This is a genomic window from Pseudomonas shiyinii (genome assembly GCF_056725765.1).
Genome location: NZ_CM161522.1, coordinates 3,320,659 through 3,340,901, shown reverse-complemented (window position 1 = coordinate 3,340,901; position 20,243 = coordinate 3,320,659). Strand labels below are relative to the sequence as shown.

The following is a 20,243-nucleotide window of genomic DNA, read 5'->3' as shown; positions in this document are numbered from 1 at the left end:
CGCCTGCCAGTTGGCCTTGCCTGACACGATCCAGCGGCGAAAGGAGACGCTATGATTTTCCCCGACCTGCGCGGCTTGCCCCTGCACCGCGTGCTGGTGCGCACCGTTCGCGAATTTCTCGATGACGAGATGTCCACCTATGCTTCCGCGCTGGCCTACCAGATGCTGTTTTCGCTGTTCCCCTTCCTGCTGTTCCTCATCGCCCTGATCGGCTTCCTGCACCTGCCGGACTTCTTCTCCTGGCTGCGCTTGCAGTCGGAGCTGGTGCTGCCGCCCCAGGCCTTGGAGCAGGTCAACCCGGTGATCGACCAGTTGCAGCAGTCCAAGGGCGGGCTGCTGTCGGTGGGTATCGTCATTGCCCTATGGACCGCCTCGGCCGGCGTACGCCTGATGATGAGCGCGATGAATGCCGCCTACGACGTGCCCGAAGGGCGCCCGGTGTGGAAGCGCCTGCCGCTGTCGATCATCTACACCGTCGGCATCGCCGGCATGCTCCTGGCGGCTGCGGCACTGATGGTGCTCGGGCCGCAGGTGATGGAATGGATCGCCGCCCAGGTCGGCATGCAGGAAGTGATCGTCACGGTGTGGACCATCCTGCGCTGGCCGTCGATCATCATCCTGATGATGGTGGCGGTGGCATTGATCTACTACGTCATGCCCGATGTGAAGCAGGAGTTTCGTTTCATCACCCCAGGCTCGGTGCTGGCGGTCGTCGTGTGGATCATCGCCTCGCTGGCGTTCGGGTACTATGTGAAGACCTTCGCCGACTACAACGCGATGTACGGCAGCATCGGTGCGATCATCGTGCTGCTGCTGTATTTCTATATCTCCGCTGCGGTGCTGCTGCTGGGGGCGGAAATGAATGCGGTCATCGAGCACATGTCGAGTGAAGGCAAGAACCCTGGCGAGAAGGAAGCCGCTGGCCATGCCACCCAGCAGACCCTGACCGTGCTCGGCCATGAGCACCCGGTCGAGCCCCAGCCCAGCGAGCCGAACCCGCGATGATCCGTGACATCTTGAAGATGGGCGACGAACGCCTGCTGCGCATCGCCCCGCCAGTACCGCAGGCGCTGCTCGGCAGTGCCGAGCTGCAGCAGTTGATCGACGACATGTTCGAGACCATGCGCCATGTAGGGGGTGTGGGCCTGGCCGCGCCACAGGTCGGCATCGACCTGCAGCTGGTGATCTTCGGCTTCGAGCGCAGCGCGCGCTACCCCGATGCCGAGCCGGTACCGCAGACGATCCTGCTCAACCCGGTGATCACGCCCGTGGGGATGGAGGTCGAAGACGGTTGGGAAGGCTGCTTGTCGGTGCCCGGCCTGCGCGGCGTGGTGCCACGCTTTCGGCATATCCGCTACGAGGGCATCGACCCGCAGGGCAACCCGATCAACCGTTTCGCCGATGGTTTCCATGCCCGGGTGGTGCAGCACGAGTGCGACCACTTGATCGGTCGCCTGTACCCGTCGCGCATCCAGGATTTCAGCCGGTTCGGCTACACGGAGGTGCTGTTCCCCGGGTTGGATGCCCGCGAGGACTGACCTCGCACCATCGCCACCAGGTGCTTGCTGCGCTGGTAGCGCGCCAGGCGTGCGTTCAGGGCGTCGGGCAGGTCATCGGTGAGGGTAAAGCCAACGCGCTGGTAGAACGCTTCCAGGTCCGGATGGCAGAACAGCCAGGTAGGGGCCGCATTGGCGGCCAATGCTGCCTCGATCAAGTGCGTGGCGACCTGCCGGCCACGCCATTGCGGCGCCACGAACAGACCGGTGAGCCAACGGCCCTCGGCCACGGGGCTCAGGCTCATGCCGCCGACAATGCCATCGGCCCGCGCCACCCATGATTCGCCATCGCCAGCCGCGCGCATGCGCGAACCGTGCTGGCGGTAGAAGTGGTCGAGCAACTTGCGTTCGAGGCGGGTGAGGGGGCGGCAGTCAAGTGCGGGCATCGTCGTCATGTGCCGATTGTGACATCACAATGGCTGACCTGCAGCCTCCCTGGTGCAGGCCTGTCATGAATTGTTGCAGGCCACGCAAGGGTGATTGTCCGAGTTCGGGGTTCAACTATTACCGGCGGGGAGTAGAATTTTCTCCATCCCCCGTACGCAGCGGGATCGGTACTTCGTGTCATCTCGAAGTCGATGACAACTTCTCCGCGCCATTTCCGGCATATGAAGTCAATCGATCAGCTTGATTGCTTTTAAGGCCATACACCATGAAACCCTTACTGATTCTTGCATTGGTCGGTATGTCCTCGTTCGCCCTCGCAGACGAGGTCAAGACCGCCTCCACCCAGCCTGTTGTCGAGCAGTACGACTATTCCACGAACCTGGACATCAAGCGGGTGATCAGCCTTTCGACCATCCCCAACGTCTGCGAAGTGGTGCCCGCCACCATGACCTACGAGGACCATCAGGGCCAGGTGCACACCATCCAGTACCGCGCCATGGGCGAAGGTTGCAGCCAGGGCTGAAACGCCGGCGCCGCCTTCGACCTTGAAGGAGATAGCCCAACCCTTCGGGCTGCGCTGTCGCGCAGAGAACCATTGATCAGTGCTGCCCTGTGGGACCACCGCTCCCACAGGGCGTCGCAGGACAAACGGTTTTTGCCAGCGACCACCCAACGGCAAGGTTCTAGAGTGTAGTTGGTACTCGGCAGCCAATGCTGGCGGTGTCATCGGCCTTGCCCGGGAAAGGAGGCCAAGCGGTCGAGCAGGCTGCGCGGGCCTGACATCCACGCTGCAAGCCAGGCACAATGCGCCTCTTCTCGAGCCGTAGCGTATACAGAGTGCCCCATGCCTTTCTCGAATGGATTCCTTCTGAGCCTGTCCTTGTGCCTGGACATCGGCGTGGCCAACATCGCCATGATCACCTTGGCGATGCGCCGCGGCTTCATGCAAGGCCTCTGGCTGGGCTTGGGAACGTGCGTCGGTGATCTGATCTATGCCGTCGCGGCGTTGGCGGGCATGACCGTGCTGTTGCAGTTCGAGGCGGTGCGCTGGACCTTGTGGCTGGGCGGCTCGGCACTGTTGGTGTGGTTTGCGCTGAAGATGGCACTGGCGGCCTGGCGTGGCGGGCACCTGGAGGCCCGTGGGCAGGTGGTGATCGAGCCGGCCTGGCGCGAGTTCCTGCGAGGGATGTTCCTGGCCATGTCCTCGCCCAGTGCGATCCTCTGGTTCGCTGCGGTGGGTGGGGTGCTGATCTCCCGCTCCGGTGCCGGTGGGCTGCTGGAGGCCGGGTTGTTCCTGGGAGGCTTCTTCGCCGCCGGGGTGGTCTGGTGCGTGGGCCTGTGTGGCATCGCCAGCCACGGCGGGCGTCTGCTGGGGGATCGTTTGCTGACCTGGTCGTATCTGCTGTCGGCGGCGATCTTCTGCTACTTCGCGGGGTACGTGATTCTCTCCGGTTACCGTGAGTTCATTCTGGCCAGCCCGGCGCCATAAGCCTGGTTCATATCACGGGGCATTGCGGGCGCCCCAAAAAAGATTTTCAGCGTTGTGTCGATTTGTGCGATTCCGGTTCGACCAGTCATGAAGGCATCGACTTTAACCGGTGCCACCCACTCATGAGCGATCGGAGGAAACACCGATGAACACCGAAGCCGAAACCGAAATCCGCCAATTGATCGAAGGTTGGATGCAAGCCGTGCGTGACCGCGACCTCGATGCGATCACCGCGCCCTATGCCGACGATATCCTGGCGTTCGATGCCATCCAGGAACTGCAATTCAAGGGCAAAGCGGCCTACCGGGCGCATTGGGAGATGTGCATGGGCATGTGCACCGGGCCGATGGTCTTCGAACTCGCCCAGTTGACCGTGCATGCCGACGGTGACCTGGCCCTGGCCCATTGGCTCAACCGCTGCGGCCCGGCCGACAACGAAAGCCAATGCGGCTTCATGCGCGCCACCGTGGGCTATCGTCGTAGGGGCGGGCAGTGGCAGGTCATCCATGAACACTGGTCGGCGCCTTTCGACATGCAGACCCAGAAGGCGCTGTTCAACCTCAAGCCCTGATACCGCTCATCGGCAATTGCCCGCGACCCCTGCATTGGAGACGACCATGAAATACCTGTGCCTGGTCTATTGTGACGAAGGGCTGCTGCACAGCTTGCCCGACAGCCCCGAAGACGCCGAATGCATGGCCTACGCCGAATCGCTGCAGGGGTCCGGGCGAATGCTCGCGGCCGAGGCGCTCAAGCCTGTGCAGACCGCCACCACGGTACGCATGCGTGGCGGGCGCATGAGCCTGACCGACGGCCCGTTCGCCGAGACCAAGGAACAGTTGGCCGGCTTCTACCTGGTCGATGCCCGCGACCTCAACGAGGCGCTGAACATCGCCAAGGGGATTCCGGCGGCGCGGGTCGGCAGCGTCGAAGTGCGGCCGGTGCGCGAGCTGCAACCTTGACAATGGAGAACGAGCATCATGAGCCTTGCACAACCAGGCCTGGCCCAGGCGCAGCATGAGCTGGCCATCAGCCGCCTGATCGATGCACCGCCGGCCAAGGTGTTCCGCGCCTGGACCGAGCCCCAGTGGCTGAGCCAATGGTGGGGGCCCCATGGCATGACCACCCCTGAATGCGAGATGCAACTGTGGGTCGGTGGCCTGTTCCGCACGTTGATGCGGGCGCCCGATGGCGCTGAGTACCCCAACCAGGGTGTATTCCTGGAAATCATCGCACCGCGGCGGCTGGTATTCACCGATGCGTTCGCCCCGGGCTGGGTGCCGTCGGGCAAGGCTTTCATGACCGCGGTGATGACCTTCGACGAAGAGCAGGGCAAGACCCGCTACACCGCCCGGGCCTTGCATTGGAGTGCTGCCGACTGCCGCGCCCACGAAGAAATGGGGTTCTACCAGGGATGGGGCGAAAGCCTGGACCGCCTGGTGGAGGTCGTGACCCAGCGGATGCCGGACTGATGGTCGATGCCGAACAGGTGCGCGGGGAGGTCGAGGTGGTCTACCGCCGCGACTCCCGGCGTATCCTGGCAACCTTGATCCGCCTGCTCGGCGATTTCGACCTGGCCGAGGAGGCGATGCATGACGCCTTCTTCATCGCTGTCGAACGTTGGCAGCGGGACGGCATCCCGGACAACCCCCGGGCCTGGCTGGTCTCCGCAGGCCGTTTCAAGGCCATCGATGCCTTGCGCAGGCGGGCTCGCTTCGACCGCTCCCAGGCTGACCTGATCATGCTTCTGGAAGGGGAGGGACAGGACCCCAGCGAGGAGGAACTGCTGGTGGACGACCGCCTGCGCCTGATTTTCACCTGCTGCCACCCGGCTCTTGCCGCAGACGCCCAGGTACCGCTGACCCTGCGTGAAGTATGCGACTTGACCACCGAGCAGATCGCCCGGGCGTTCCTGCAAAGCCCGGCGACCATCGCCCAGCGCATCGTCCGCGCCAAGGCCAAGATCCGCGATGCGCGCATTCCCTACCAGGTCCCGGCCCTGGGTGAGCTGCCCGAACGCCTGGAAAACGTGCTGCGGGTAGTGTACCTGGTGTTCAACGAAGGGTACTCCGCGTCCTCTGGCGAAGACCTGGTGCAGCGCGAACTGTGCGACGAGGCGATCCGCCTGGGGCGCTTGATCGCCCAACTGCTGCCTGATGCCGAGGTGCTCGGGCTGTTGGCATTGATGCTGCTGCAGGCGTCGCGCTTGCGCGCCCGCACCGATGCGGCGGGAGAGCTGGTGCTGCTCGACCGCCAGGACCGCAGCTTGTGGGACCGTGCGCAGATCGACGAAGGCTGCCAATTGGTGCAGCAGGCGTTGCGCAGCCGTCAGTTCGGCGCCTACAGCGTACAGGCAGCCATCGCCGCGCTGCATGCCGAGGCGCCCAGCGCCGAGCAGACCGACTGGGCGGAAATCGTCGGGCTTTATGATGTGCTGCAGCGCCACTGGCCGTCACCGGTGGTCGAGCTGAACCGGGCGGTGGCGCTGGCCAAGCGGGATGGGGCGAGGGCGGGATTGCAGGCGATCGAGGCGATCCTGGGGCGGGGCGAGTTGCTTGACTACCACCTGACTCATGCCGCGCGGGCCGAACTGCATCGGCAGTTGGGGCAGGATGAGCAGGCCCGGGTCGCCTGGCGCCAGGCCCTGGCGCTTACCCGGCAAGGGCCGGAGCGGCGGCATATCGAGCGGTGTCTGCGGGAGTTGGGGTGAGAAAGAGCTGAGCAAGCGCAAGGCCCGTGGGAGCGGGTTTACCCGCGAATACCGTGTGGCATGCTGTGCGGGTAAACCCGCTCCCACAGGGGCGCCGTATCAGCTGGCGACGAAATTCGGCGGGGTGACCAGTTCGACGGTCTGCTGTTTGCGCGGTGCGAGGATCTCGGCCACGCCTTCGACGACCAGTTCGTCGTTCTGGTTGTATACATTGGTGGCGATGCGCACCTTGAACTTGGGCAGCTTCTCGAGAATCTCAAGGCGCACGGTCAGGGTGTCGCCGATCTTCACTGGCTTCTGGAAGCTCATCTGCTGGCCCAGGTAGATGGTCCCGGGGCCCGGCAGGGTGCAGGCCACCGCGGCGCTTATCAAAGCGCCACTGAACATGCCATGGGCGATGCGCTCGCGGAACATGCTCTTGGCCGCGAACTCGGCGTCCAGGTGCACCGGGTTGTGGTCACCGGACATCGCGGCGAACAGCTGGATGTCGCGCTCCTGCACGGACTTTTCATAGCTGGCTTTCTGCCCGACTTCGAGGGCTTCGTAGGGCGTGTTGGTGACCTGGGTCATCGGGGCTTCCTTAGGAGGGCGGACGGGGAAGTGTACATCATTCACTGCGGGCAGGGCGGCCAAGGGCCAGGGCCTGCTCCAGCCAGCCGAGGATATCGGCGGTGACCTCGTCGCGGTTGGTTTCGTTGAGCAGTTCGTGCCGGGCCTCGGGGTACAGGCGCAGTTGCACGTGCCGGTTGCCGGTCGCGCGCAGGGCAGCGGCCAGACCTTTCAGACGCTTGCCGGCACTGACCGGATCACATTCGCCGCCGATCACCAGGATCGGCAGGTTCGGGTCGATCTGCGCCAGGTTCTTCGGCTGGCTGATCTGTGCCAGGCCCTGGAGCAGGTCAACCCACAGCTGGTTGCAGCAGCGAAAGCCGCACAGCGGGTCGGCGACGTACTGGTCGACTTCGTCAGCATCGCGGCTGAGCCAGTCGAAGGCAGTGCGGTTGGGCTTGAAGGCCTTGTTGAACGAACCGAACGACAGCCAGTCGAGCAGCGCACTCTTGCCCAGCGGGCCCTGGCGCCAGGTTTCGACACGGGCCACCAGGGAGGCGGTGCGGTACAGCAGGGGGGGTTGGAAGTTCGAGCCACTGAGCACGGCGCCCTGCAGGCTGGCGCTGTGGTGCATCAGGTACGCCTGGGCGATGTAGCTGCCCATGCTGTGGCCGAACAGGAACAGCGGTGTACCTGGAAATTGTTGGCCGATGTGCTGGGCGATCAGGCCCAGGTCGTTGACCACGGTGGTCCAGCCATGATGACGGGCGAACAGGCCCAAGCAGCCCAGTTCGGCAGTACGGCCATGGCCACGCAGGTCCGGGGCGAGCAGCGCGAAACCGGCATCCGCCAGGGCGTGGCCCAGGCGTTGGTAGCGACCGGCATGCTCGGCCATGCCATGGGCCAGCAGCACCACGGCCTTGACCGGGGTGGTCGGCAACCACTGGTGGACATAGAGGCTGCAATGCTCGCTGGCAGGCAGCCAGAAGGCGTCATGGGGCATGGAAGGTCCTTTGCGCACGGCTTCGAGACAGTGTATGCGCAATGGCGCCGATTGCAGGAAGACAACAAATAAGATTCACAATGTTAATGGCGGCACTTGGCTTGTATGCCACCTGCACCTTACCTGCTAACGTCGGTTCAACACCCTTTTGCCCGTATGGGCAAAGAGGTAGGACAGCTTCGGGCAGAGGAACAACTATAAATGCAAGCCGACTTCTGGAACGACAAGCGCCCGGCGGGCGTGCCTTCCACCCTCGATATCAATGCCTACCAATCCGTGGTCGATGTCTTCGAACGCTCCTGCAAGCGCTTCGCTGACCGCCCGGCCTTCAGCAACCTGGGCGTGACCCTCAGCTATGCCGATCTCGATCGCCACTGCGCGGCCTTCGCGGCCTGGCTGCAGCAGCACACCGACCTCGTCCCGGGCGATCGCATCGCCGTGCAGATGCCCAACGTGCTGCAATACCCTATCGCCGTGTTCGGTGCCATGCGCGCCGGCCTGATCGTGGTCAACACCAACCCGCTCTATACCGCGCGCGAGATGCGCCACCAGTTCAAGGACTCCGGCGCCCGCGCCCTGGTGTACCTGAACATGTTCGGCCAGCGCGTGCAGGAGGTGCTCGGCGATACCGACATCCAGTACCTGATCGAGGCGAAGATGGGCGACCTGCTGCCCACCGCCAAGGGCTGGCTGGTCAACACCGTGGTCGACAAAGTGAAGAAGATGGTCCCGGCCTACAACCTGCCCCAGGCCGTGTCGTTCAAGCAGGTGATGCGCCAGGGCCGCGGCCTGTCGCCCAGGCCGGTGGCGCTGGCGCTCGACGACATCGCCGTGCTGCAGTACACCGGCGGCACCACCGGCCTTGCCAAGGGTGCCATGCTCACCCACGGCAACCTGGTCGCGAATATGTTGCAGGTGCTGGCCTGCTTCGCCCAGCACGGCCCCGACGGCCAGCGGCTGATCAAGGACGGCGAGGAGGTGATGATCGCACCGCTGCCGCTGTACCACATCTATGCCTTCACGGCGAACTGCATGTGCATGATGGTCACCGGCAACCATAACGTGCTGATCACCAACCCCCGCGACATCCCGGGCTTCATCAAGGAACTGGGCAAGTGGCGGTTCACCGCGCTGCTGGGCTTGAACACGCTGTTCGTCGCTCTGATGGATCACCCCGGTTTCAAGGCCCTGGATTTCTCCGCCCTCAAGGTCACCAATTCAGGCGGCACGGCGCTGGTGAAGGCCACCGCCGAACGCTGGGAGCAACTGACGGGCTGTCGCATCGTCGAGGGCTATGGCCTGACCGAAACCTCTCCGGTGGCCAGCACCAATCCCTATGGCGAGCTGGCACGCCTGGGCACCGTGGGCATCCCGGTACCGGGCACGGCGTTCAAGGTCATCGACGACCAGGGCAACGAACTCCCCCTGGGCGAGCGGGGCGAGCTCTGCATCAAGGGGCCGCAGGTCATGAAGGGCTACTGGCAGCAGCCCGAGGCCACCGCCGCCACACTGGATGCCGAGGGTTGGCTGAAGACGGGCGATATCGCCGTGATCGACCCCGACGGTTTTACCCGTATCGTCGATCGCAAGAAGGACATGATCATCGTCTCGGGTTTCAACGTGTACCCCAACGAGATCGAGGATGTGGTCATGGGGCACCCGAAGGTCGCCAATTGCGCGGCCATCGGCGTGCCGGACGAACGTTCCGGCGAAGCGGTCAAACTGTTCGTGGTGCCCCGCGAGGGTGGGCTGGATGTCGACGAGCTCAAGGCGTTCTGCAAGGCCAACTTCACAGGCTACAAGGTGCCCAAGCACATCGTGCTGCGCGATTCATTGCCCATGACGCCGGTGGGCAAGATCCTGCGCCGCGAGCTGCGTGATATCGCCTGATCCCTGGCGGGCTTCCGAACAGGCAGGCTAGGGATGAACCGCTCTAGTCTGCCTTTTTCGGGCTGAATTGCGACGTTTTGGTTAAATACTCTAAAAATGACCTATATAGTTCTTTAAGTCATTTTTGTGACCGATCAGGCCGATTCGGGCTCTAGTCGACCCTTGGCAAAGCTGTTACTCTCGGCGCGCTTTCGGATGATCCGGTTTGCAATGAGCCGTCATCTCATATCAATAATAAACGCACAATGCGTGACGAATTGGCTGTTGCTGAAGGAGCGGGCTTCCATGATCGAAAATTTTTGGAAGGATAAGTACCCAGCCGGAATTACGGCTCAAATCAATCCTGACGAATTCCCCAATATCCAGGCGGTACTCAAGCAATCCTGCCAACGCTTTGCCGACAAACCGGCCTTTAGCAACCTGGGCAAGACCCTGACCTACGGTGAGCTCTACACGCTCTCGGGCGCTTTCGCCGCCTGGCTGCAACAGCATACCGACCTCAAGCCCGGCGACCGCATCGCCGTGCAATTGCCCAATGTCCTGCAATACCCCGTAGCCGTGTTCGGCGCCATGCGCGCCGGCCTGATCGTGGTCAACACCAACCCGCTGTACACCGCGCGGGAAATGGAGCACCAGTTCAACGACTCCGGCGCCAAGGCCCTGGTATGCCTGGCCAACATGGCCCACCTCGCCGAGAAGGTGGTGCCCAAGACCCAGGTCAAGCACGTCATCGTCACCGAAGTGGCCGACCTGCTGCCGCCGCTCAAGCGCCTGTTGATCAACAGCGTGATCAAGTACGTGAAGAAGATGGTGCCGGCCTACAACCTGCCGGGCGCCGTGCGCTTCAACGATGCCCTGGCCCTGGGCAAGGGCGGCGCGGTCACCGAGGCCAACCCCCAGCCCAACGACGTCGCAGTGCTGCAGTATACCGGCGGTACCACGGGGGTTGCCAAGGGCGCCATGCTGACCCACCGCAACCTGGTGGCCAATATGCTGCAATGCCGGGCGCTGATGGGTTCCAACCTGCATGAGGGGTGCGAGATCCTCATCACCCCGCTGCCGCTGTACCACATCTATGCGTTCACCTTCCATTGCATGGCCATGATGCTGATCGGCAACCACAACGTGCTGATCAGCAACCCGCGTGACTTGTCGGCGATGGTCAAGGAGCTGGGCAAGTGGAAGTTCAGCGGCTTCGTCGGGCTCAACACCCTGTTCGTCGCCCTGTGCAACAACGATGCCTTCCGCGCCCTGGACTTCTCGGCGTTGAAGATCACCCTGTCCGGCGGCATGGCCTTGCAGTTGAGCGTGGCCGAGCGCTGGAAGGCGGTGACCGGTTGCGCCATCTGCGAAGGCTACGGCATGACCGAGACCAGCCCGGTGGCGGCGGTCAACCCGGCCGAGGCCAACCAGGTCGGCACCATCGGCATTCCAGTGCCTTCCACCCTGTGCAAGGTCATCGATGACAGCGGTCGCGAACTGGGCCTGGGTGAGGTCGGCGAGCTGTGCGTCAAGGGCCCGCAGGTCATGAAGGGCTACTGGCAGCGCGAGGACGCCACCGCCGAGATCCTCGACCAGGACGGTTGGCTGAAGACCGGCGACATCGCGGTGATCCAGCCGGACGGCTACATGCGCATCGTCGATCGCAAGAAGGACATGATCCTGGTGTCCGGCTTCAACGTGTATCCCAACGAGCTCGAAGATGTGCTGGCTGGCTTGCCGGGCGTGCTGCAGTGTGCGGCGATCGGCGTGCCGGACGAGAAGTCGGGCGAGGTGATCAAGATGTTCATCGTGGTCAAGCCGGGCATGACCCTGACCAAGGAGCAGGTGATGGAGCACATGCGCGCCAACGTCACCGGCTACAAGGTGCCGCGCTACATCGAGTTCCGCGATGCGCTGCCGACCACCAACGTCGGCAAGATTCTGCGTCGCGAGCTGCGCGATGAAGAGCTGAAGAAACAGGGCCTGAAGAAGATCGCCTGACCCGCAGCCGGCGCGGTCTTATGCCGCGAGAGGGCTGCGTCGCAGCCCATCGCCGGCAAGCCGGCTCCCACCTGTCCAGCGCTGTTTTCAGAGGCACCGCCGTACGTGTGGGAGCTGGCTTGCCAGCGATAGGGCCAGGGCAAGCAACTCAAGACAGTTGCTCCGAGAGCAGCACAGTCCCTGTGGGAGGCCTGCGCGGAGTCAGCGCAGTTTCTCGAGCATCTGGTAGTACCACATCCCCGCCGCCAGCAGCGGATTGCCCAGTAGGTCCCCCATCGGCACCTTGATGTGCTTGCACGCCGCGAAGGTGTCGAACTTCTCCAGCGTTCCGGTCAGGGCTTCGGCCATGATCTCGCCCATGATGTGGCTGGTGGCGATGCCATGCCCTGAATAGCCCTGGCAATACCAGACGTTGTCCGAAAGCTTGCCCAACTGCGGGATACGGTTGACCACGATGCCCATGGCGCAACTCCACTTGAACTCGATCGGCACGCCCTTGAGCGCCGGGAAGGTGCGCTCGATGCAGGGGCGCAGCTCGCCTTCGATATCCCGCGAATCCTTGCCCGAGTAGTTGGCGCCGCCGCCGAACAGCAGGCGTTTGTCCGCCGTCAAGCGGTAGTAGTCGAGGACGAAACGGCAGTCGTACACCGCCAGGTCCTGGGGGTTGATCTGTTCGGCCAGCTCACCCAGCGGTGCAGTGGTGACGATGCCGCCCATGGCCGGGAAGATCTTGCCCTTGAGCTGGCGCTTTTCCAGCTTGTGGTAGACATCGCCTGCCAGCAGCACCTGACGTGCCTCGATGCGGCCTTGGGCGGTGACCACCGCCGGGCGCGGGCCATGGATGATCTCCAGCACCTCGGAGTTCTCATATACCAAAGCGCCCAGGGAATGGGCGGCGCGGGCCTCGCCCATGCACAGGTTGAGCGGGTGCAGGTGCAGGTTGCGGCGGTTCTTCAAGGCGCCCAGGTACAGCGGGCTCTGCAGGTGCTGGCCGACCGCGGCGCGGTCGAGCAACTGCACCTGGTCGCCCATGCCACGGCGCAGCGCCTCGTCGTAGCTGGCTTGCAGCTCGCTCATGTGCGACGGCTTCATCGCCGCGTGCAGGTGGCCGCGCTTGAGATCGCACTCGATCCCGTAACGCGCCACGCGCTGCTCGATGATCTGGTGCCCGCGCCAGCGCAGGTGCCAGATGAAATCGTCCACCTCGCTGCCCAGGCGATTGCGCATCTGCGTGCGCATGGCCTCGTCGCCCGAGAGGCTGCCGGTGACTTGGCCGCCGTTGCGCCCGCTGGCGCCCCAGCCGATCCGGTTGGTTTCGACGATGGCCACCTTCAGGCCCCGTTCGGCCAGCTCCACTGCCGTGGCGACCCCGGTGAAGCCGCCGCCGATGATGGCCACGTCCACCTGCTCGGTGCCGGTGAGCGTCGGGTAGGCGGTCGGGTCGTTGAGCGTGGCGCTGTAGTAGGACGGCGCCCGTTGCGCCGCCAGGTTGTTCGATGCTGCGTTCATGTCGATTCCTTCAAACGGATGAGGCTCATGCCTGGTGCAGGTACCAGCGCCAGTCCTGTTCGCCGACTTCGGCCATGAACTGGCGGTACTCGGCGCGCTTGACCTTCAAGTAGACCCCGAGGAAAGCCTCGCCCAGGGCCTCCCGGGCCCACGTCGAATGCTCCAGGGCCTCCAGGGCGGTCAGCCACTCGGTGGGCAGGTGCTCCTTGGCCTGGGCGTAGCCGTTGCCTTGCACAGGCGCACCGGGGTCGAGCTGCTCGCGTACACCCCGGTGGGCGGCGGCGAGAATAGCTGCTGCGGCCAGGTACGGGTTGGCATCGGCGCCGCAGATGCGGTGTTCCACATGACGGCTGTTGGCCGGCCCACCGGGCACCCGCAGGCTCACGGTACGGTTATCGACGCCCCAGGTTGGCGCCAGGGGCGCGTAGCTGTTGGCCTGGAAGCGCCGGTAGGAGTTGGCGTTGGGGCAGAACAGCAGCAAAGACTCGCGCAGGTGGCGCAACATGCCGCCGACCGCCTGGCGCAGCAGCGGGGTACCGGCCGGGTCGTGGCTGGCGAACAGGTTGTTGCCCTCGGCATCGGCCAGGCTCAGGTGCATGTGCATGCCGGTGCCGGCCAGGTGGGCGAAGGGCTTGGCCATGAAGCAGGCCTGCATGCCATGCGCGTTGGCGATGCCCTTGACCAGGCGCTTGTAGCGCACGGCCTGGTCCATGGCCTGCAGGGCAGGGCCGTGTTCCAGGGTGATTTCCACCTGGCCGGGCGCGTATTCGGAGATCGCCGTGCGTGCGGGGATGCCCTGGGCCTTGCAGGCGGCATAGAGGTCGGCGAGGAAGGGTTCGATCTGCTCGAGTTCTCGCAGCCCGTACACCTGGGTGGCGTGTGGGCGACCGCCATCGCTGTCCAGTGCCGGTTGCGGGCGCCCCTGCGCGTCGCGTTGCTGATCGAGCAGGTAGAACTCCAGTTCGCAGGCCATCACCGGGTGGTAGCCATCGGCCTCGAGCACTTCGAGGGTGCGCAGCAATACATGACGCGGGTCGGCCACGCTGGCCGGCAGGCCTTCGCTGGGGTGCATGCTCACCTGCACGGCGGCGGTCGGCACGCGTCGCCAGGGCAGGCGCACCAGGCTGCCGTCGAGTGGGTAGGCGCGGCAGTCGATATCGCCCACGTCCCAGACCAGGCCGGAGTCTTCCACGTCTTCGCCATTGAGAGTCAGGCCGAGAATGGTGCTGGGCAGGGGACGGCCGCTTTCGTACACCGCCAGCAGCTCGTCGCGGTGCAGCAGCTTGCCGCGGGGCACGCCGTTGGCGTCGAGGATGAACAGCTCGAACAGCTCGATATCAGGGTTGTCGGCCAGGAAGCGCCTGGCCTGGTCGGGGTTGGCAAAGTGCATGATGTTCGCTCGCGCCCGCAGGCGCACAGGGCCGTCGCACACAGGCGGCGGGTCTTACCAGGAAGCCGGCCGAAGGTGGCCAGGACGGTTCAGAGAGGCGCGAACGAAGTATCCGGCGGGCGTGCGTGGCGGCAGTGCCACAGGGCCCAGAAGGCGAGGATGACATGTACCAGCGGGTTTTCGCCGGCGCGCGCCTTGGCCTTGGGAAGGGCCGGGTGCGCATTGCTCGAGGGGCGGGTCATGCCTGGATACTCACATGGGGCGTAAGGTTGATTAAAGCAGTGAATGGCAACGTTCATTCCGTGGTTGGCTAAACATTTTCAAGGTGCGGTGTACATACGGTCGCGGCCTTGTGTCGTGAAACGGGCGCGAGGCACGCTCCCTCAGTGCAGGCAGCGCAGACAGCAAAGCGGTCGCAAATCTGCGACAATCGCGCATCTTTCGAATGCCGATCATGAAAAAGCAGGCCCACCTGCATCACCAAAAAGCCCCATGACAGACCACTCAATCGACCAACTCCTGAAGAACCTCGACCACGCCATGATCGCCGACCGCCATCGGCTGCGGCGTCAACTGCACGAGCTGCGCAAGCGCCCCGACGAGGCGAAGCAGGCGCTGTGGGTGGAAAAGGTCCAGGCTTCCTGCGCCCAGGTCGTGGCCCGCGAGCAAAGCGTGCCGAGCATCCGCTACGACGACAGCCTGCCCATCGCGGCCAAGCGCGACGAGATCAAGAAGGCCCTGGCCGAGCACCAGGTGCTGGTGATCGCCGGCGAGACCGGTTCGGGCAAGACCACCCAGTTGCCGAAGATCTGCTTGGAGATGGGCCGCGGTCGTCATGGCCTGATCGCCCACACCCAGCCGCGCCGGATCGCCGCGCGCAGCGTGGCGGCGCGGGTGGCCGAAGAACTGGGCACGCCCTTGGGCGGGCTGATCGGCTATCAGGTGCGCTTCGAGGACCAGAGCGATGCCGGTACCCTGGTCAAGCTGATGACCGACGGCATCCTGCTGGCCGAGACCCAGCACGACCGCTTCCTCGAACGCTACGACACGATCATCGTCGACGAAGCCCACGAGCGCAGCCTGAACATCGACTTCCTGCTCGGCTACCTGAAGACCCTGCTGCACCGCCGCCCGGACCTGAAGCTGATCATCACCTCGGCGACCATCGACCTGGAGCGCTTCTCCAAGCATTTCGACGGCGCGCCGATCATCGAGGTGTCGGGGCGTACCTTCCCGGTGGAGACGTGGTACCGCCCGTTGACCAGCGAGCAGGACGAGGAGGGCAACCGCGTCGAGGACGACCTCACTGTCGACCAGGCGATCCTCGCCACCTTGGACGAACTGGCCCATCACGAACGCAGCGAGGGCAAGGGCCCCGGTGACGTGCTGGTGTTCCTGCCGGGCGAGCGGGAGATCCGCGATGCCGCCGAGATCCTGCGCAAGGCCCAGTTGCGCCACACCGAGATCCTGCCGCTGTATGCGCGCCTGACGCCAGCCGAGCAGCAGAAGATCTTCCAGCTCCATACCGGGCGCCGGGTAGTACTGGCCACCAACGTTGCCGAAACGTCGCTGACCGTGCCGGGCATCCGCTACGTGATCGACACCGGTACCGCGCGCATCAGCCGCTACAGCTACCGGGCCAAGGTCCAGCGCCTGCCCATCGAAGCGGTGTCGCAAGCCAGCGCCAACCAGCGCAAGGGCCGTTGCGGGCGGGTCGAGCCGGGCATCTGTGTGCGTCTGTACAGCGAAGAAGACTTCAACGCCCGACCGGCGTTCACCGACCCTGAGATCCTGCGCACCAACCTGGCCGCGGTGATCCTGCAGATGCTGCACCTGCGCCTGGGCGCGATCGATGCCTTCCCGTTCATCGAGCCGCCGGATGGCAAGGCCATCAGCGACGGCTTCAACCTGTTGCAGGAGCTCTCGGCGGTCAATCGCGAAAACCAGCTGACCCCGCTGGGCCGTCAGCTGGCACGCCTGCCGATCGACCCACGCCTGGGCCGCATGCTGCTCGAAGGCGCCCGCCAGGGCAGCCTGCAGGAAGTGCTGATCGTTGCCAGTGCCTTGTCGGTGCAGGACCCCCGCGAGCGCCCACCGGAGCGCCAGCAGGCGGCTGACCAGGCCCATGCCCAGTGGAAGGACGCCGACTCCGATTTCGCCGCCCTGGTCAACCTTTGGCGAGGCTTCGAGGAGCAGCGCCAGGCCTTGACCGCCAATCCGCTGCGCAATTGGTGCCGCAAGCACTTCCTCAGCTACCTGCGCCTGCGTGAATGGCGCGACGCCCACCGCCAGCTCTCGCTGATCTGCCGCGACCTGCAGTTGGCGGTCAACAAGGAGCCGGCGGACTTCCCTCGTATGCACAAGGCCATCCTCAGTGGCCTGTTGAGCCAGATCGGCCACAAGACCGAAGACGGCGACTACCAGGGTGCGCGCCAGCGGCGCTTCTGGGTCCACCCGTCCTCGGGCATCGGCCGCAAGCGCCCACAGTGGGTGATGGCCGCAGAGCTTGTGGAAACCACCAAGCTCTATGCACGTATGGTGGCCAAGATCGAACCGGAGTGGATCGAGCCGCTGGCCAGCCACCTGGTCAAGAAGAACCATTTCGAGCCGCATTGGGAGAAGAAGCGCGGCCAGGTGGTGGCCTACGAGCAGATCACCCTGTATGGCCTGATCCTGGTCGGTCGCCGGCCGGTGCACTTCGGCCCGATCGACCCGGTGGTATCCCGCGAGCTGTTCATCCGTGACGGCTTGGTGGGTGGCCAGATCCAGTCGCGAGCCAAGTGCCTGGCGGCCAACAAGCGCCTGCTCGAGCAGCTCGACGAACTGGAAGCCAAAGCCCGGCGACGGGACATCCTGGCCGACGAGGAAACCCTGTACGCCTTCTACGAGGCGCGCCTGCCTGCCGAGATCCACCAGAGTGCGACCTTCGACAGCTGGTACCGGGTCAACAGCCAGAAGGACCCGAACCTGCTGATCATGCGCGAAGAGGACGTGCTGGCCCGCGAAGCCAGCGAAGTGACCGCTGCGCAATACCCAGACAGCCTGCAGGTGGGGGACTTGCGCCTGCCATTGACCTACCACTTCGAGCCGGGCCACCCCCGTGACGGCGTTACCGTGCGTGTGCCGGCACCGCTGCTGCCGAGCCTGCCGGGTGAGCGCCTGGAGTGGCTGGTACCCGGCCTGCTGGAGGCCAAGTGCGTGGCCCTGGTGCGCAACCTGCCCAAGGCCCTGCGCAAGAACTTCGTGCCAGTACCCGATTTCGTCAAGGCGGCCCTGGCCCGCATGACCTTCGGCCAGGGCGCCTTGCCCCAGGCCCTGGGCCAGGAACTGCTGCGCATGACCGGCGCCCGGGTGCCGGACGACGCCTGGGCCGAAGCGGCCGGGCTGGTGGAAGGGCACCTGCGCATGAACATCGAGGTGGTCGACGGCCAGGGCAAGTTCCTTGGCGAAGGCCGTGACCTGGCTGAGCTGACCGCACGTTTCGCCGCTGCGAGCCAGGCGGCGCTGGCCATGCCGCGCAACGAGAAAGCCGAGCAGCCGGTGCAGGCCAAGGCGTTCGCCGAGGTGGCGCAAACCGCCCAGCAGAAGATCGCCGGCCTGTCACTGACGGTGTATCCGGCGCTGGTGGAAGAGGCTGGGGCCGTGCGCGAGGGGCGTTTCTCGACCCAGGCCGAAGCCGACTTCCAGCACCGCCGTGCGCTGCAGCGGTTGTTGCTGCAACAGCTGGCCGAGCCTGCCAAGTTCCTGCGCGGCAAGCTGCCGGGGCTGACCGAGCTGGGCCTGTTGTACCGCGAGCTGGGCCGGGTCGAGGCGTTGGTGGAGGATATCCTCCTGGCCAGCCTGGACAGCTGCATCCTCGAAGGCGAGGTGCCGTTGCCGCGTGACGGTGCAGCGCTCGCCGGGCTGGCCGAGCGCAAGCGCGGCAGCTGGGCCGAGCATGCCGAGCGTCTGGCGCGCCAGACCCTGGAGGTGCTCAAGCTGTGGCATGGCTTGCAGAAGCGCTTCAAGGGCAAGATCGACCTGAGCCAGGCAGTCGCCCTGAACGACATCAAGCAGCAACTCGCCAACCTGGTATATCCAGGCTTCGTACGCGAGACGCCCGCGGCCTGGTTCAAGGAACTGCCACGCTATCTCAAGGCGGTGGAGCTGCGCCTGGAGAAGCTCGGTTCGCAGGTGCAGAAGGACCGGGTGTGGAGCGGCGAGCTGGCCAACCTATGGGCCCAGTACAAGGCTCGCGCCGACAAGCATGCCCAGGAGGGCAAGCGGGACGAACAGCTTACCCTGTACCGCTGGTGGCTGGAGGAATACCGGGTGTCGTTGTTCGCCCAGCAGCTGGGTACCAAGGTGCCGGTTTCCGACAAGCGTCTGTCCAAACAGTGGTCCCAGGTGGAAGCCTAAACCTGGGGAAATGTGGCAAACTTGCGGGAATCCGGGCCGCTGTGCGGCCCATCGCGAGGCAAGCCCGCTCCTACAGGGACAGCGCCTATCCTGAGAGTGCGGGCTTGCCTTGTGATTGAGGGCACAGCCCTCGCGTATAAATTGGTACTAAAGTGCCATTATGTTGCCCTTTCCGGCCAGCGCCGCGTGGCGATGGCCTCTGACCAGAGGAACGACCGTGCATAACGTCGTGATCAGCGGCACCGGCCTGTATACCCCGGCCCAGAGCATTTCCAACGAAGAACTGGTGGCGTCCTTCAACACCTGGGCGCAGCAGTACAACCAGGACAACGCCGCCGCCATCGAGCGCGGTGAGCTGGAGGCCGCGCCGCTGTCCGACGCGGCCTTCATCGAGAAGGCTTCCGGCATCAAGAGCCGCTTCGTCATGGACAAGGCCGGCATCCTCGACCCGCAACGCATGAAGCCGCGCCTGCCGGAGCGCTCCAACGACGAGCCGTCGATCCTCTGTGAAATGGCCGTGGCCGCCGCCCGCCAGGCCCTCGAGCGCGCAGGCCGCACTGCCGCCGATGTGGACGGGGTGATCGTCGCCTGCTCCAACCTGCAGCGCCCGTACCCGGCCATCTCCATCGAAGTGCAACAGGCGCTGGGCATAGAAGGCTTCGCCTTCGACATGAACGTGGCCTGCTCCTCGGCCACCTTCGGCATCCAGACCGCCGCCAACAGCGTGCAACTGGGCCAGGCCCGAGCGGTGCTGATGGTCAACCCGGAGATCTGCACCGGGCACTTGAACTTCCGTGACCGCGACAGCCACTTCATCTTTGGCGATGCCGCCACCGCCGTACTGGTCGAACGCGCCGACCAGGCCACCTCGGCGCACCAGTTCGAAATCGTCAGCACCAAGCTGTGGACCGGCTTCTCCAACAACATCCGCAACAACTTCGGTTTCCTCAACCGGGCGGCGGAGGAGGGGATCGACGCGCCAGACAAGCTGTTCGTGCAGGAAGGCCGCAAGGTATTCAAGGAGGTCTGCCCGAAGGTCGCCGAGCTGATCGGCCAGCACCTGGAAGAAAACGACCTGCAACCGAGCGACGTCAATCGCTTCTGGCTGCACCAGGCCAACCTCAGCATGAACCACCTGATCGTCAAGAAGCTGCTGGGGCGCGAGGTAGCCGAGGACGATGCCCCGGTGATTCTGGACCGTTATGCCAACACCAGTTCGGCGGGTTCGGTGATTGCCTTCCACCTGTACCAGGATGACCTGCCCAAGGGCGCGCTGGGCGTGCTGAGCTCATTTGGTGCGGGGTATTCGATCGGTAGTGTGATCCTGCGCAAGCGCTGATCCTTGTAGCGTCTGCGTTGGCCCAATCGCCGGCAAGCCG

General features: G+C 64.6%; 18 protein-coding genes. 12 read left to right on the top strand and 6 right to left on the bottom strand.

The window, feature by feature from the left end:
- Nucleotides 1-51 precede the first annotated feature (51 nt).
- Nucleotides 52-1,005 carry a YihY/virulence factor BrkB family protein gene (locus tag ACXHGZ_RS14985; RefSeq protein ID WP_196146328.1) on the top strand — a complete coding sequence of 318 codons (954 nt, stop codon included), beginning with the start codon at nucleotides 52-54 and terminating at the stop codon, nucleotides 1,003-1,005.
- The gene (gene def / locus ACXHGZ_RS14980) at nucleotides 1,002-1,538 is read left to right on the top strand and encodes a peptide deformylase (RefSeq protein WP_480460417.1); all 537 of its coding nucleotides are present in this window, start codon (nucleotides 1,002-1,004) and stop codon (nucleotides 1,536-1,538) included. Before ACXHGZ_RS14985 ends, def begins: the two co-directional genes overlap by 4 nt.
- Here the strand turns inward: def and ACXHGZ_RS14975 are convergent.
- On the bottom strand, nucleotides 1,493-1,942 hold the full coding sequence (locus tag ACXHGZ_RS14975) for a GNAT family N-acetyltransferase (RefSeq protein WP_480460416.1): 450 nt from the start codon (nucleotides 1,940-1,942) through the stop codon (nucleotides 1,493-1,495). The genes def and ACXHGZ_RS14975 overlap by 46 nt on opposite strands.
- Nucleotides 1,943-2,208: 266 nt before the next feature.
- On the opposite strand from ACXHGZ_RS14975, the gene ACXHGZ_RS14970 reads away from it, so the two are divergent.
- The 6 genes from ACXHGZ_RS14970 to ACXHGZ_RS14945 all read left to right on the top strand — a co-directional run bounded on the left by ACXHGZ_RS14970 (nucleotide 2,209) and on the right by ACXHGZ_RS14945 (nucleotide 6,142).
- A complete protein-coding gene (locus ACXHGZ_RS14970) occupies nucleotides 2,209-2,466 on the top strand; it encodes a DUF2790 domain-containing protein (RefSeq protein WP_224456492.1) in 258 nt (85 codons plus the stop codon).
- A gap of 321 nt (nucleotides 2,467-2,787) precedes the next feature.
- On the top strand, nucleotides 2,788-3,432 hold the full coding sequence (locus ACXHGZ_RS14965) for a LysE family translocator (protein ID WP_480460415.1): 645 nt from the start codon (nucleotides 2,788-2,790) through the stop codon (nucleotides 3,430-3,432).
- Nucleotides 3,433-3,577: 145 nt separating this feature from the next.
- The gene (locus ACXHGZ_RS14960; RefSeq protein WP_480460414.1) at nucleotides 3,578-4,003 is read left to right on the top strand and encodes a YybH family protein; all 426 of its coding nucleotides are present in this window, start codon (nucleotides 3,578-3,580) and stop codon (nucleotides 4,001-4,003) included.
- A 46-nt stretch (nucleotides 4,004-4,049) separates the two neighbouring features.
- A complete protein-coding gene (locus tag ACXHGZ_RS14955) occupies nucleotides 4,050-4,394 on the top strand; it encodes a YciI family protein (protein ID WP_401072059.1) in 345 nt (114 codons plus the stop codon).
- Between the two features lie 18 nt (nucleotides 4,395-4,412).
- Nucleotides 4,413-4,904, top strand: a complete 492-nt coding sequence (locus tag ACXHGZ_RS14950) for an SRPBCC family protein (protein ID WP_084858411.1) — start codon at nucleotides 4,413-4,415, stop codon at nucleotides 4,902-4,904.
- Nucleotides 4,904-6,142: an RNA polymerase sigma factor gene (locus ACXHGZ_RS14945; protein WP_480460413.1), complete on the top strand. Its 1,239-nt coding sequence runs from the start codon at nucleotides 4,904-4,906 to the stop codon at nucleotides 6,140-6,142. Before ACXHGZ_RS14950 ends, ACXHGZ_RS14945 begins: the two co-directional genes overlap by 1 nt.
- Nucleotides 6,143-6,241: 99 nt before the next feature.
- Here the strand turns inward: ACXHGZ_RS14945 and ACXHGZ_RS14940 are convergent, their stop codons facing one another.
- Both ACXHGZ_RS14940 and ACXHGZ_RS14935 read right to left on the bottom strand, forming a co-directional pair.
- A complete protein-coding gene (locus ACXHGZ_RS14940; protein WP_196146519.1) occupies nucleotides 6,242-6,712 on the bottom strand; it encodes a MaoC family dehydratase in 471 nt (156 codons plus the stop codon).
- A 37-nt stretch (nucleotides 6,713-6,749) separates the two neighbouring features.
- A complete protein-coding gene (locus ACXHGZ_RS14935) occupies nucleotides 6,750-7,694 on the bottom strand; it encodes an alpha/beta hydrolase (RefSeq protein WP_480460412.1) in 945 nt (314 codons plus the stop codon).
- A 201-nt stretch (nucleotides 7,695-7,895) separates the two neighbouring features.
- Between ACXHGZ_RS14935 and fadD2 the strand changes: the two genes are divergently transcribed.
- Entirely contained in the window at nucleotides 7,896-9,584 is a 1,689-nt protein-coding gene (gene fadD2 / locus ACXHGZ_RS14930; RefSeq protein ID WP_480460411.1) for a long-chain-fatty-acid--CoA ligase FadD2, read from the top strand.
- A gap of 285 nt (nucleotides 9,585-9,869) precedes the next feature.
- The gene (gene fadD1 / locus ACXHGZ_RS14925) at nucleotides 9,870-11,567 is read left to right on the top strand and encodes a long-chain-fatty-acid--CoA ligase FadD1 (RefSeq protein ID WP_084858416.1); all 1,698 of its coding nucleotides are present in this window, start codon (nucleotides 9,870-9,872) and stop codon (nucleotides 11,565-11,567) included.
- 201 nt (nucleotides 11,568-11,768) lie between these two features.
- On the opposite strand, the gene ACXHGZ_RS14920 is transcribed toward fadD1, so the two are convergent.
- From ACXHGZ_RS14920 to ACXHGZ_RS14910, 3 genes are all read right to left on the bottom strand, one after another.
- On the bottom strand, nucleotides 11,769-13,076 hold the full coding sequence (locus ACXHGZ_RS14920; protein WP_480460410.1) for an NAD(P)/FAD-dependent oxidoreductase: 1,308 nt from the start codon (nucleotides 13,074-13,076) through the stop codon (nucleotides 11,769-11,771).
- Between the two features lie 25 nt (nucleotides 13,077-13,101).
- The gene (locus ACXHGZ_RS14915) at nucleotides 13,102-14,466 is read right to left on the bottom strand and encodes a glutamine synthetase family protein (RefSeq protein WP_480460409.1); all 1,365 of its coding nucleotides are present in this window, start codon (nucleotides 14,464-14,466) and stop codon (nucleotides 13,102-13,104) included.
- Nucleotides 14,467-14,555: 89 nt separating this feature from the next.
- On the bottom strand, nucleotides 14,556-14,708 hold the full coding sequence (locus ACXHGZ_RS14910; protein WP_480460408.1) for a hypothetical protein: 153 nt from the start codon (nucleotides 14,706-14,708) through the stop codon (nucleotides 14,556-14,558).
- Between the two features lie 250 nt (nucleotides 14,709-14,958).
- Here ACXHGZ_RS14910 and hrpA point away from each other — a divergent pair, with 250 nt between their 5' ends.
- Complete coding sequence (gene hrpA / locus ACXHGZ_RS14905) at nucleotides 14,959-18,864, top strand: ATP-dependent RNA helicase HrpA (protein WP_480460407.1); 3,906 nt, start codon at nucleotides 14,959-14,961, stop codon at nucleotides 18,862-18,864.
- 217 nt (nucleotides 18,865-19,081) lie between these two features.
- Nucleotides 19,082-20,203: a beta-ketoacyl-ACP synthase III gene (locus tag ACXHGZ_RS14900; RefSeq protein WP_480460406.1), complete on the top strand. Its 1,122-nt coding sequence runs from the start codon at nucleotides 19,082-19,084 to the stop codon at nucleotides 20,201-20,203.
- The last annotated feature ends 40 nt before the right edge of the window (nucleotides 20,204-20,243 follow it).

Coding starts and splice junctions, on each gene's coding strand:
- ACXHGZ_RS14945 (WP_480460413.1), top strand. CDS start 4,904: ATGGTCGATGCCGAACAGGTGCGCGGGGAGGTCGAGGTGGTCTACCGC.
- ACXHGZ_RS14970 (WP_224456492.1), top strand. CDS start 2,209: ATGAAACCCTTACTGATTCTTGCATTGGTCGGTATGTCCTCGTTCGCC.
- ACXHGZ_RS14985 (WP_196146328.1), top strand. CDS start 52: ATGATTTTCCCCGACCTGCGCGGCTTGCCCCTGCACCGCGTGCTGGTG.
- ACXHGZ_RS14920 (WP_480460410.1), bottom strand. CDS start 13,076: ATGAACGCAGCATCGAACAACCTGGCGGCGCAACGGGCGCCGTCCTAC.
- ACXHGZ_RS14960 (WP_480460414.1), top strand. CDS start 3,578: ATGAACACCGAAGCCGAAACCGAAATCCGCCAATTGATCGAAGGTTGG.
- ACXHGZ_RS14915 (WP_480460409.1), bottom strand. CDS start 14,466: ATGCACTTTGCCAACCCCGACCAGGCCAGGCGCTTCCTGGCCGACAAC.
- ACXHGZ_RS14935 (WP_480460412.1), bottom strand. CDS start 7,694: ATGCCCCATGACGCCTTCTGGCTGCCTGCCAGCGAGCATTGCAGCCTC.
- def (WP_480460417.1), top strand. CDS start 1,002: ATGATCCGTGACATCTTGAAGATGGGCGACGAACGCCTGCTGCGCATC.
- ACXHGZ_RS14965 (WP_480460415.1), top strand. CDS start 2,788: ATGCCTTTCTCGAATGGATTCCTTCTGAGCCTGTCCTTGTGCCTGGAC.
- ACXHGZ_RS14940 (WP_196146519.1), bottom strand. CDS start 6,712: ATGACCCAGGTCACCAACACGCCCTACGAAGCCCTCGAAGTCGGGCAG.
- ACXHGZ_RS14910 (WP_480460408.1), bottom strand. CDS start 14,708: ATGACCCGCCCCTCGAGCAATGCGCACCCGGCCCTTCCCAAGGCCAAG.
- fadD1 (WP_084858416.1), top strand. CDS start 9,870: ATGATCGAAAATTTTTGGAAGGATAAGTACCCAGCCGGAATTACGGCT.
- ACXHGZ_RS14955 (WP_401072059.1), top strand. CDS start 4,050: ATGAAATACCTGTGCCTGGTCTATTGTGACGAAGGGCTGCTGCACAGC.
- hrpA (WP_480460407.1), top strand. CDS start 14,959: ATGACAGACCACTCAATCGACCAACTCCTGAAGAACCTCGACCACGCC.
- fadD2 (WP_480460411.1), top strand. CDS start 7,896: ATGCAAGCCGACTTCTGGAACGACAAGCGCCCGGCGGGCGTGCCTTCC.
- ACXHGZ_RS14950 (WP_084858411.1), top strand. CDS start 4,413: ATGAGCCTTGCACAACCAGGCCTGGCCCAGGCGCAGCATGAGCTGGCC.
- ACXHGZ_RS14975 (WP_480460416.1), bottom strand. CDS start 1,942: ATGCCCGCACTTGACTGCCGCCCCCTCACCCGCCTCGAACGCAAGTTG.